14 protein-coding genes are annotated in these 12,255 nt (G+C 40.0%); all 14 read right to left on the bottom strand.

Going from position 1 to position 12,255, the window contains the following annotated elements:
- Nucleotides 1-143: 143 nt before the first annotated feature.
- Nucleotides 144-1,061, bottom strand: a complete 918-nt coding sequence (locus tag JWR61_RS04365; protein WP_301926628.1) for a hypothetical protein — start codon at nt 1,059-1,061, stop codon at nt 144-146.
- A complete protein-coding gene (nrfD, locus tag JWR61_RS04360) occupies nt 1,039-2,355 on the bottom strand; it encodes an NrfD/PsrC family molybdoenzyme membrane anchor subunit (protein ID WP_301926627.1) in 1,317 nt (438 codons plus the stop codon). The genes JWR61_RS04365 and nrfD overlap by 23 nt, the downstream gene beginning before the upstream one ends.
- Nucleotides 2,356-2,364: 9 nt before the next feature.
- Nucleotides 2,365-3,291: a 4Fe-4S dicluster domain-containing protein gene (locus JWR61_RS04355; RefSeq protein ID WP_301926626.1), complete on the bottom strand. Its 927-nt coding sequence runs from the start codon at nt 3,289-3,291 to the stop codon at nt 2,365-2,367.
- Nucleotides 3,292-3,319: 28 nt separating this feature from the next.
- Nucleotides 3,320-3,550: a hypothetical protein gene (locus JWR61_RS04350; protein ID WP_301926625.1), complete on the bottom strand. Its 231-nt coding sequence runs from the start codon at nt 3,548-3,550 to the stop codon at nt 3,320-3,322.
- 261 nt (nt 3,551-3,811) lie between these two features.
- On the bottom strand, nt 3,812-4,219 hold the full coding sequence (locus tag JWR61_RS04345) for a cytochrome c (RefSeq protein WP_290340533.1): 408 nt from the start codon (nt 4,217-4,219) through the stop codon (nt 3,812-3,814).
- Between the two features lie 297 nt (nt 4,220-4,516).
- The gene (locus tag JWR61_RS04340) at nt 4,517-5,446 is read right to left on the bottom strand and encodes a DUF5777 family beta-barrel protein (protein WP_301926624.1); all 930 of its coding nucleotides are present in this window, start codon (nt 5,444-5,446) and stop codon (nt 4,517-4,519) included.
- 10 nt (nt 5,447-5,456) lie between these two features.
- A complete protein-coding gene (locus JWR61_RS04335) occupies nt 5,457-5,858 on the bottom strand; it encodes a hypothetical protein (protein WP_301926623.1) in 402 nt (133 codons plus the stop codon).
- Between the two features lie 37 nt (nt 5,859-5,895).
- On the bottom strand, nt 5,896-7,248 hold the full coding sequence (locus tag JWR61_RS04330) for an ethylbenzene dehydrogenase-related protein (RefSeq protein WP_301926622.1): 1,353 nt from the start codon (nt 7,246-7,248) through the stop codon (nt 5,896-5,898).
- Between the two features lie 466 nt (nt 7,249-7,714).
- Nucleotides 7,715-8,212: a hypothetical protein gene (locus JWR61_RS04325; RefSeq protein ID WP_301926621.1), complete on the bottom strand. Its 498-nt coding sequence runs from the start codon at nt 8,210-8,212 to the stop codon at nt 7,715-7,717.
- An 18-nt stretch (nt 8,213-8,230) separates the two neighbouring features.
- The gene (locus JWR61_RS04320; RefSeq protein WP_301926620.1) at nt 8,231-9,202 is read right to left on the bottom strand and encodes a DUF5777 family beta-barrel protein; all 972 of its coding nucleotides are present in this window, start codon (nt 9,200-9,202) and stop codon (nt 8,231-8,233) included.
- Between the two features lie 21 nt (nt 9,203-9,223).
- Nucleotides 9,224-9,607, bottom strand: a complete 384-nt coding sequence (locus tag JWR61_RS04315) for a hypothetical protein (RefSeq protein ID WP_290340539.1) — start codon at nt 9,605-9,607, stop codon at nt 9,224-9,226.
- Nucleotides 9,608-9,621: 14 nt separating this feature from the next.
- Nucleotides 9,622-10,422, bottom strand: a complete 801-nt coding sequence (locus JWR61_RS04310) for a hypothetical protein (RefSeq protein WP_301926619.1) — start codon at nt 10,420-10,422, stop codon at nt 9,622-9,624.
- A gap of 195 nt (nt 10,423-10,617) precedes the next feature.
- A complete protein-coding gene (locus JWR61_RS04305; RefSeq protein ID WP_301926618.1) occupies nt 10,618-11,139 on the bottom strand; it encodes a hypothetical protein in 522 nt (173 codons plus the stop codon).
- A gap of 252 nt (nt 11,140-11,391) precedes the next feature.
- Complete coding sequence (rsmA, locus tag JWR61_RS04300) at nt 11,392-12,207, bottom strand: 16S rRNA (adenine(1518)-N(6)/adenine(1519)-N(6))-dimethyltransferase RsmA (RefSeq protein ID WP_301926617.1); 816 nt, start codon at nt 12,205-12,207, stop codon at nt 11,392-11,394.
- Nucleotides 12,208-12,255 lie beyond the last annotated feature (48 nt).

The raw sequence follows: 12,255 nt of genomic DNA, 5'->3' as shown, positions 1-12,255 counted from the left end.
CACGTGTAACAAAAATACAGCTTTCTTTTTTCGTGTGTCGGGAGGATACAGCTGCAAACAAAAATGTTCATCAACACGTGGATGATGAACATTTTAAAGCGGGATATGCAGGAGGACTATACAATTGTCTCTAAAATCTATTCTCAGGTGGTTCTGGAAAGTAAAGCCGCGTCAAAATCCTTTCCCATTTTTTTCATTTTAATTACCTGCCTGATTAAATAAATAATTACACCCCAAACACCTGCTATGATGGAGATTGCCAGGAACAGCAGCCATACAGGCACCCTGTTTCCGGTTGACCAAAGCGAGCGATGCCAGAAATGGGTGTCGGCAATTACCCCCTTACCCCAGGGTACAGATTTTTCAACAACCAGGTTGCCATAGGTATCATTATCTTCTACCCTTGCAACCAGCACCAGGTTGCCCTTCGAATCTCCGGCCAGGGAATCTCTTTTAAATTCAGCACTTGCCAGGCCAGTCGAATCGGCCGTATAGGTGTCTGCTTCTCCCACGGATAAGTTACCAAGCATTCTTTTAACACCTAATTTCATTTCAATGTCTTTTATTGCCACCCAATCAGCTCCTTTCCTTTCTTTTAGCTGAGCGGTAACACCTCTTACGCCGTCTGCATTGGTGGTATCAATTACCAGGATTGCTTTCCTTACAGTTACATCACCACTCAATGCAGGTTCCCCTTTTATTGAATCTGATTCAGCTATAAATTTTATTTCACTTAGTGAATCCCAGGCAGACTTAAAGGAAGCCGGTATAAAAACCCTCGCCAATCCATCTTTTCCTGTAATTACTTTGCCCAATAAATTGGCGGGTGCGGGCTCGTTAAAATAAATATTTACCGGAACGGATGTTACGGGGTCAAATTTTCTGCCCACTTTCTTTTTGGTATTCACTTCAATGTAGGGCAGTTTATTTTCTGGTAAAAAATAACGTACGCTCAATGTCGTTACAGCGGCTGCAGAATCTTGTGCGGTAAGTTTTGTAGTTGCCGTTGCTAAAAGCAGCGATGCAAGAATAATAATTTTATGATGGTAGTTCGCTGTCATGGTCAGTTATGGTTTTATAAATAGAGATGATGGGAAAAACCCTTGCAAAAAAAGTAATGATCAACAATACACCTGCAAGAGAACCTGATGTGATGGCCCATTCCTGCCAGCTTGGGAAGTAATGGCTATACCTGGCAGGTGCATCAAATTTTGGCAAAAAGGGATGGAGTAAAGTAGGTGTTACAATCAAATATCTTTTAAACCAGGCTCCTACTACCACCATTACACCTGCGGCAAACATGGCATTTGGTTTTCGCCCTTTTGGAAACACCAGGATGAATATAGGAATGATCATCCCGACAATTATTGCAAACCAAAACAAGGGTGCAAAGTCGCCGGTAAAAAGTGCCTGTAAGTGCGCTTCTTCATCTTTTTTCATTTTAAAGGCGGGCACCAGATATTCATTCACGTTAAAATATAAATACAGCAGTGCCAGCATAACCAATATTTTGCCCATTTTATCAAAATGTCTTTCAGTAATGTAGTGCTCCAGTTTATACACCCTGCGGAAAACATACATGGCAACGACCACACCGCCAGCTCCTACCAGGAAAGCGCCCGAAACAAAATAGGCACCGAAGTTGGTACTATCCCAACCCGGCCGGTAAGTGGTTGCAAACAACCAGGAAGTGACTGTATGGATACAGAAAGCCACCGGAATAATGACAATACAAATAAGGGTAATTGATTTGTCTCTCATCTTCTCCTGGGCTTCGGTTCCTTTCCAGAAAGATCCAAGCCAGCGATAGAATTTTGCAAAAGGTGTCCCGAGTTTTTCCCGGGCAGCTATCATGATTTTTATATCAGGCAACAAAGTGATATACAATAACAACAGGCTGGTGCAGAAATAAGTGCTGATCACAATCACATCCCACATAATGGGCGATTGCAAACGGCCGTGTAAGAATAAATACAACATTCTTTCAGGGCGCCCCATGTCTACAATGATGATCAGGGCAGCAAACGTGATAGCAGATACTGCAATGATTTCTGATATCCTGGTAAGGGGCGTTCGCCAGGGAACATCAGCCAGCCGAAAGATAGCGGTGATTAATGAACCCACCAGGCTGATAGCAACAAAAAACACAAAATTTGAAATATAAATACCCCACGACACGTAATCTCCCATATTGGTTACCACCAATCCTTTTCTTAATTGCTGAATGTAGGCAAATGCGCCAATCAATGCTACCAGCAGTAATGCTGCTGTCCATAGCTTGCCCCTGCGGCCAAATGGTTGTGGCAGCAAATCACTGGTTATTTTTTCGGGCGAGAATTTTTGAGGATTTTCCACGTTATTAGTTTAGGCTTTTTTTGCAGCGGGCTCATCATTTTTGAGGCCCTCTTCAAATTTGAAATTGCGGTTTACAGGAGGCAAATAGTATACGCTTGGTTTGGTTCCCAAATCTTCCATTAAACGGTAACCGGATTTATCTTTTACAAGGTCGCTGAAACGGAAGGTTTCTGAACCATTGGTAACGGAATCTTCGTTAATATCACCAAAGAAAAACACACCATTGGGACAAGCGGAAACGCAATGTGGCAGCATGCCCATACGTGTCATATCGGGACAAAAATCGCACTTGCCCACCGTTCCTCTTTTTTGTGGAACACTTGTTTCGGCGCTGTACGTTTGTGCAGCAACATCTGCTGCCAATTCAGGCTCTTCCCAATTGAACACCCTGGTTGAATAAGGACAGGCGGCCATACAAAAACGACAACCGATACAGCGGTCACTGTCAATTAATACAATACCATCCTGGCGTTTAAAAGTGGCATCTACCGGACAAACTTTTACGCAAGGCGGTTCATCGCAATGCATACAAGTTGTGGGTTGAAAGTAAGGAGCGGTCATTTCAGCATCCTGCATCTGGTAAACTTTTATCCAGTTTTGTTCGGAGTGTACATGATGCATATGATTACACGCCGACTGGCATTTCTTCAGGTTTTTACACCTGGACAAATCAATTACCATCGCAAATTTTTTACCCGGAATTCCTTTCCGGATTTCTTCGTTGCTAACGGAAGGCATATGCGGCACCGGCTTTAGATAGGCTTTATCAACTTCTATGATTTCACCATCAACTGAAAGCAGTTTTACTTTTTCCCCGGAAGGCTGTACATCTTCCTCCGGAGCAAACGGTGATTTTTTTGAATTACAGGCAACGGCAGCCATGGTGGTTAGCAAGCCTGCGGCTATAAATTCCCTGCGTGATTTTTCTATACTCATTGTAAATTGGTTTGTGTATCAGGATCTATTATTTTCCTATCCAGTTCTGTAATTCCTGATTGGTGATTTTTTTCTTTTGTGGCGGAAGCGCAGCTATGTCTACTTCTACTAATTTACCATCCTGTGTAAGCATTTTAACGGTTTTCTTATTTTCTTTCCGGGAAGGCAATACAAATTTCGCCATCGATAAAACGGCGGCGGTTGCCAGGCCCCAGCCCAAAAATTTGCGGCGGCTTTCCTTTTTATTTTCTGTAACCATGAGATTGAATAATTGAAGATGAATGTTAATAAAGTTTTAGTTTTATTGACACAAGGTACCTGGATGAAACTTTATAATTTGTGATGTGGGTCAGTAAGAAATGTGAGTGACATCACATTTAAAAATGCAACTGGCAAAGGATGCACACTCCTGCAGAACTGGTAGTGTAAACTAAATACGATGATGCGGCTTAAAAACCGCAGCATAAAAAAGACCCGGCAGATACCGGGTCTTTCTATTAATCATGCAGATATAGCAAATTTATTTTTTTAAAGATCTCACGTAATTCACCAGGTTCCAGCGGTCTTCGGCATCCGGTAATTTCTTTTTAAAGCTTGGCATGTCATCACGACCTTCGGAGGTTTTGTAAAAGATTGCACCGTCAGTTTGAGATTGGAAAGTGGCAGAAGAAAAATCACCGGGTTCCGTTTTTAATTGTGCTGCTTTTGATCCATCACCAAGGCCTTTAGCTCCATGGCAGGATTTGCAATGTGTTGCATATAATGTTTTTCCCTCAGCAATAGAAGCTGCGCTGGAAGCTACTGCACTTTTCGCATTTTTAGCTGCATCTGGCACGGGCCAGGGCTTTTTTTGCTGGTTGTCAGATGCTGTAAAACTAAGCCCGGCTAAGCCTGAAAACACAATCAATGCTACAAGATTTTTTTTCATAATTATTTTTTTTTAGATTTTGAAAGATTGTAAGAAAAAAGAATTCTCTTTTTAATCAGAGTTCAAGGTAGGTTTAATTAAAATACTTTCTGTTGACACCGGCTTTATCCCGATATGATATCAATCATATGCGTTGTTCAACAATGCCAGCGGTTTGTACCGTGAGCAATTGGTAATAATTACACGTTGCCGCTTTGCGTAGTTATGTCGCAGCACCCGTTTTCATTTTCGCCATTTGCTGTAAATGAAAGGATGGATTCTAAAACACTATCCCTTAAAATTATAATGGGTAAGCAATTAAAAGTTCCATAACCGGGTGATATTAAAACCAATCAAAAACTGATTTTTGGTAAAATCATTTTGGTTAAACATATTGTTGTTCTCCGGTAATATGGCGCCGTAATTGCCAGCAAACAGCTGGAACTGGTGACCGCTGGTGGCCATCTCCAATCCAAAACTTATATTGGGATGTGGATTATCCATCGGGTGCTGCGTAAGTGGCTGATCATAATTTACCAGCAGGGAAGTTTTAGGCCTTATTTTGTACCTGCCGGAAAAAGCTATAGCAAAATGATCGCTTTTCATTTTGGGCATTACTTTTCCTGAGGCATCAATATAACCTTCCAGGTTATTAAAATGGGTTAAACTTGGGCTAACCTGAACTGATAGTTTCTCTGTGATTTTTCTTGCGATAATAATTTGGTTAAAGTAGCTAAACCTGTCTGATGTGGTTACAAATAACGTCGTGTTATCTTTTTTGCGTGGATCTGCCATTACATCGCCAAAATAAGTAACACTGATTGGCATAGAACCGTCTTTTGTTTGTCGCAGTAACGCATATTTTACATTGGCGTTAAGCAACATTTTGTCGTTGGAGGCACCAAATCCTACCTGCAGATTTTTTATTGGAACATAACTGAATCCCAGCCGCATGGTTGCGCCATTGAACAGGCCAAACAAATCTGTGAAGCCATTTTCCCAGGTGGCAAATCTGTGCTGAATATCGAATTCAAAAGTACCTTTTACCGGTACCATCACCGATTGGTTATCTATCAGATAATTCCCTTCAAATGTATTTTTTGCAAAAGATTTCTTTTTAACGGCTACAACCGGCGCAGTACTGTCTGAAGTTGTGTCCTGGGCTGTAACCTCAAGGCCACAAATCAGCAACAAACAGAGCGCCATACTGCTGATTGCCAACAGAAAATAATTATTTTGCTTTTTCATAAATTAATTTTTAATTGTTTTTTGCACCCTGTGTTATCCAGGCAAGAGTTAACGCATTTATTTTGGAAGGGTTGTTTGTAGCACCCAATGGCATTGCAGCGGAACGTTTTCCGGTTAACCACAAATACAATTCACTTTTTGCCGGTGCCGCCGTATTTATATAACTGCCGGATGTGAGTGTGCTGTAGGCAAGTGCCTCGGATAAATTAGGGCTAACACTTCCGCTGTGGCAGTTGCTGCCGGAACAATTCTGTACCATTATAGGTAAGATTGTTTTTTTAAAACTGACCGTTTCAGTAATAGCGGGCGAGTTATCAATCACAACGGTAGTGTCCTTGGCGCAGCCAAATATGGTAAGCATAATAACTACAACCGACAAGTAGTGAATGCGTTTTATTTTCTTTTCTAACATGATCTTCTTTTTTAGTTATTGAAAGAACAGGTAAACATTATTTCGCAAACTTCAGCAGCAGGTTTGGTTTAATACCATGTTGATAATTTGATTGATCCCAATAGGCTAAACCAAATGGCTGATCAGCGAGATTTGAGAAATCAATATCCTGTTTCATTGTATCGCCGGTTTTTAATTTACGGGAGTATTCAATAACCCAACCGGTGCCGTTATACACGGCTGAACAGGTGATATCTGCTCTTCCGCCGAGTAGAGGATAGGCAATATATGCTGGTATAGAGTTTTTGGCTGTTGCCCCGGTGGCAGAACTGCTTCTTTGAAAATCTGCTCCTGGTGTGATGATGGTACCATCGCTTAAAGTCAGCGCACCTGTAGAATCTACCTTTACCACTTTTTTAGCTACACCATTCTTGGTTTCACTCAATAAAATAAAATTATTGCTTGTAAACGCAGGGTTTATCCAAAGCGGCACTGTGACAGTGGCGCCTGAATCATTTATTTTTAAGTTCTGTGAATTATTTACTTCGCCTTGTGATGGGGATGAAGTATAGTGCGGACCATATGGCCATGGGGTTGTTTTTGCTGAATCTACATAAATGCCATCCACATGTCTTCCGTTTAGATTACCGCCTGTTAAATTACTTACTGCCGGGCCGCCCGCATAATCCTGGTAATTATCATCGGCAAATTGAAGCGATGCATCTTTACTTATGTAGCCTAGCCGGCCCCACCACATATCAATTTTTTCATTGGCTGCATTTGTATAGTGATTGCCGTTGGCATTTGCTGTATATACCGCAGGGTTTTTAGAATAATCCATGTACGAAGTAAAAATATGACAGCTTGAATAACAGGTTTGGGCGGTAAATTTGGCTGTAGACGAATCGATGTTCCAAAGCATTGCAAATTTATCTTCGCCAAAACCATCTCTTAATAAATTTCCGTTTACATCAAACGACCGGCTGGAAGGTTCTTTTTGCCAACCTGTTTTACCCGGCACATTTAAATCCGGATTAAAATACCAGGGTGCTACGTTTATACTCTTGGTGGCATCTGCCACTTCCAGTAAAAAATAAATATTTTGATCATCATACATGGAACGGATGGTAGCTGAATAAGTTTGGCCGATATAACCAGCAAACAGACCATTACCTGGATCTGGTACCTGCGGTTCAACACTTAGTTTTTCCGCCTTATCCCAACTTGCATCAATCGTTCCATCAATGGTTGGGGCAATAGCGGTTTTAAGTGATACCAGGTCGGTTGTATTTTCTGTAACCGTAGTATCTGAAGTAATGATTTGATCTTTTTTTGTGCAACTAAGCCAGTAGCCGGCAAATAAAACAAATGAGGTTAAAATCCAGAGTTGTTTTGATTGAAGCAGTTTCATATATCTGTTTTTTTGGTGAATTAAAATGAAGGCAGCGACAGATACGTGCCGTATCTGAGGGGGTAAAACTATCGTGATAAGGCTTCATATCCTCTGAGTAGGATCAACTCCTGATGTGATTGAAATCATACACAGGATTGGTAAATAAGCAGCAGAGTAAGCAAGAGCGGATCGCTGTTGTACCCAACAACCGGCTGGTTGTGTTTAAATCAGGATTACTAAAAAGCAGGTATGAAATAAGACTGTAGTTGAGAACATTTTCCGGCCAGCATTCTGTGGGAAGCAGTTTAATTTAAAGAGTTACAGAAGCAGCAATTCTTCCAGCTCAATATTTTTTTTATTTCAACAAGCTGGTTGAACAAATTTCAAAAAAAGTATCTACGCAAACCCGGTACGTTATTAAAAAAGCTGTTGCAATATTTTAACAGCCCGTATATTCCGGTCATTTATAAAGATATTACAATTCTTACTTTCTAAAATAGAATTCCATATCTGTATCAACATTCGTCATATCTGCTAGTTCCGGGTTCTTAAAGCCATCAAAAATAAACATCCCGCAGGGATCATCCTTTGTATCCAGATCAATCAACACCTGTTTTCCATCTGCTTTTTTAAAAAGGAGGTACCTGGCATTTTTAACTTCCATGATCTTTACGTTTGGATAATATTTTTTTACTACTATTTTAGAATTTCGGATCTGGTAAAAAAATTCATGCATTGTAGATTCAAAAATCATTTTATCATTAACTGCTTTTATTTTTTCAAGCTGCGCAGTATCCGGGCTATAAAAAACAACTGATGCCATCGGATTAATTTTTACAGTATCAGCATAACTGGAAGGCGGTTTATGTTTTGCTGCTTTATTATCAGTTTTATTAAGGCTTACATTTATTTGCCTGTGCGAATCCGCACAGGCAAAGATTAATATTACCGGTAAAAAGAACATTAAAAATTTAAACTTCATTTTTTAAATAAACGAATTTTAATAGTTCCATAGTCTTGTGATATTGAAACCAATCAGGAATTTACCACCACTTACCTTTTTACCTGCTACATCAGTATATCCGAACGGACTGTTTGTATTGTACAGATTATTTCGCTGAGGATTGAGGAGGGAATAGTTACCCATAAACAACTGGAACGAGTGATTGCTTGTGTTAAACTCAACCCCAAAAGATAAATTAGGATTGGGATTATTGGTAGCATGTTTTGTAAGCGGCTGATCGTAGTTAACCATAACAGAGGTTACAGTGGTTAGTTTATACCTTGCTGATACAGCAAGCGCAAAATGATCGTGTTTCATTTCACTGAATTTCGCTGTACCTGTACTGTCGTTTTTTGTATAATATCCATTTACGGCATTTTGGTGAGAAATGCTTGGGGCTACCTGTACAGAAAATTTATCTGTAATTTTTCTTGCAATAATGACCTGGTTAAAAAATAACAATCGTTGCGACTGGTATTTAAAGATGCTTTTATCGGCATCCTTCCTGGTATCATAGGCTACATCACCATAGTAGGTTATACTTACGGGGTACTTGCCTTTTGTTTGGGTAATAATGGAATATTTTGCACTTGCATCCCAAAGCATATTACTCTTGGTCAAGCCAATACCTACATTTAATTTGTTGACAGGCGCATAACTTACTCCCAGCCTTATATTGGAGGGAGCAAAAAATCCCCAGAAATCGTCATAGCCTTTCTGGACTGTTCCAAACCGGTGCATGATGTCCATCTCGAAAGTACCTTTAACAGGCACCATCACAGTTTGGTTGTCGATAATCCATACACTTTGAAAAGTGTTTTTTACTGGTTTCATTTTAACCTTTGCGGTGGTTGTTGCAGTTGCACCGGTGCTGTCCTGCGCCACCAACGAAACCTGGATCAAAAGTCCGGTCACCAGCAAGGTGATAAATGCAAACAGGCAGTTTGGTATTTTTATTTTAAGTTTCATTTGATTATTTTTTTAGATCACTTAATTATTGGGTGCCCCATTTCTAATCCAGTCGTAAATTTTTTGCCTGTCGGTAGCAGAAGGAATATATTGTTGCATTTCTCCGTTGATCATTTTATAAATCGTGCTTTCCTTTGGGATAAGCGTGTTTACAAATCCACCGTTTACAATTTCCTGGTAAGACGAGCCCAGGGTCATGTAGGGTTTATGCGCTCCTGAAACATGGCATCCATCTATGCCGCATTTAGTACTTACCATTGGTGCAATATCATTCTTAAAGCTTACTGGTAGTGCCGGGGCATCCGGGTCTACTTTGGCGTCTGGCAGTATAATATCTTTATAACAACCGATTAAACCAACAGCCATCATAAAGCCAATACCTGCGTATATCATTAGTTTTTTCATTGTATTTGGTTTAACTACTTGTTGTTAAAATTCATATTACACTCGATATTGATTTTGTCTGAAATGCTCGTACTGGCAACTAAAAAATCCCTGCAGTTAAACTGAAATTCCAATTGCAATCCAAAAACACTGTAGGCCGCTGCCGTTCCAAACTGAACACGTGCCTGTGGGACATACTTTAATTTACCAACGATAGACTGTGTAATGGGTGTTGGTGATAACCCATGCCAGGTAAGATTGAGTGTTACGATATAGTCATTGCTTAACGGATCAAATTCAACTTTAGTAGTGTGGATTTGCGCAATGTTAGAATCGGTAAGGTTCTGGGTTCCAGGTACAATTAGTGTTGTACCCATTGCTTTTATGTTACACCCTGCGTCCCTGCCCGGCTCCCCGGTGTTGGAAGTATTGATCTGAACATACCCGTTAAAATAAGTTTTGGCGGGTTCATTTTCATAAAAAGCCCATGAGGTATCTTTTACCGGCTGGCCTGTAGTGATATAATTTTGTTTTTCCGCATCGGTTACATTGTGTATACCAAACTGGTTAAAACGCCCGGTAAGTAAACCCGCTGCACCTACATAGTTGGTTGACCATAACACACCTGAGTGCGCCTTATCAACTTTCCATTGCGTTGAATCTCCTGTAGTCAGCGTTCCTGGTAAGTGAATGTGTGTACCCCGTGTAATTACAACGGTATTTGATGCGGGTGGAGGAAGGAGCAGATCGTCATCATGAGTGCAACTTATTATGTACCCTGATCCGCTTATAATTAAAAGCAGAAGCATTAATGTTTTGTTGCTAAGCAGTTTCATAAATTAATATTTAAAATGAGTAAATCTTTATTAAATGTGAAAGCACAAATCTATAGTGGCAAAGAGGGATAATTAATGACCGTACGCAATGTATTTTGTGACATATGTCATGTTGAGATATGTATTACAACCATGGCTTGTGATCAGGAAGGGAGAATTGGTGGTTATACCGGATGCAGATTAACTTTCCACGTTTTATTGACTCTTTCTTTTAAAATAGTTTGCTATAAAAAACAGGCATACCACTAAAGCAAAGGCGGAAAGATTAAAAAGCAGACTGCCGGTATATATTTTCATATCATTGCGGATAGCCGCTGCTCCGGAAGAAGGCTGCTTTAAATTTGATAATAAATCGCTTACAAAAAGGAAGAAAAATACCAGGCTATGGAACAGGCTAAGCACTTTTTTTTTAGCAAGAAAAGGTATCCAGAACAAAACTGCCAGAATCGCCCACCCTGTTAACCAGGGGTGCTGAATACTTAACCTTACATTTTCAAAAGAGTAGTGCGGATATAAATTCTTTAATTGAAGCCCAAGGTATAAAGTACCAACTAAAGCATATGCGAAAGGCAAAAGTGAAACGACCCGGCTTTTAAGATTATTTTTTACTGGTTGGTTACCGGCGATAAAAAGAGTAGCCGCATACAGTAACGGATAACCAGTAAAAAAGCCCAGCAATTCAAGCTGCTGCAGGTATGCATAAAAACTGGTGTTCATAATTTAATAATTGCAACGACGGTGAATATCGATGTGCTAAATAATTTCATCCGAACTGGCACAAATACTATTCATTTAAAAAGAAATTAAAAGTATGCAAATAAAAGACAGCATAATAAAATGCCACCCCGGAGCTGCAGGATGGTCTTTATTTTTTAAACCGGTTTATAAATGGTTTTGAGGAATAGCTGTCTTTTGAAGTTTACATATCAAACATGCTGTAAGATATCTTATGCAGATAAATTAATTACTTCAACTCATTTTGAATGTCAATTCAGCAAAATCTTTTATACTTAATGCTTCTGCCCGTTTCTCAAAAACAGGGTCCTGTAAAACCTCTGCGGTAAATAAACTTTTTACTGCATTGCGCAATGTTTTACGGCGCTGGTTAAAGGCGGTTTTTACCAATACCCTGAAAGCACGTTCGCTTTTAACATCCAGTGGTACAGTTCTTCTTTTAAGCCGTATTACACCACTCTGCACTTTTGGCGGCGGGTTAAAACTCTGGTTGCTTACATCAAACAAATATTCAACATCGTAAAAAGCCTGGATTAACACACTCAACACACCATATACTTTGTTTCCTTCCTTTGAGGCGGCCCTTTGCGCTACTTCTTTTTGAAACATACCGATCACAACAGGAACCTGGTCTTTCCAGTCCAGCACTTTAAATAAAATCTGTGTTGAAATATTATAAGGAAAATTACCAATCACAGTAAAGGGCGCATCAAACGGCGCATCAATATCCAGGAAGCTCTGGCTGATAATATTGTCTTTAAGAACCGGGTAAGCATTTTTGAGATAAGCGGTTTTTTCATCATCCAGCTCCACTGCTTTAAAATGTATACCGGGCAGCTGTAACAAGTGTTTGGTTAGTGCCCCGCCACCCGGACCAACCTCCAGCAGGTTGGTACAACTGTCTTCTTTTAAAGCATCAATAATTTTCTGAATTACTATTTCATCTTTTAAAAAATGCTGGCCTAACGATTTCTTTATTTTAAACATGCGTGGTGTTATTGTTTCCGGATAACTTGCAAAAGTACACAATATGCTGTCAACGGTGTTCATATCAGTTCCCCGGCGAGTTTTATGGCATTGCTAAGAGCAGAGGTCTTG

This window comes from Ferruginibacter sp., from assembly GCF_028288465.1.
Taxonomy (GTDB): domain Bacteria; phylum Bacteroidota; class Bacteroidia; order Chitinophagales; family Chitinophagaceae; genus Ferruginibacter.
The sequence above is the reverse complement of the archived record's forward strand: the minus strand, read 5'-3'. Positions and strand labels throughout refer to the sequence as shown.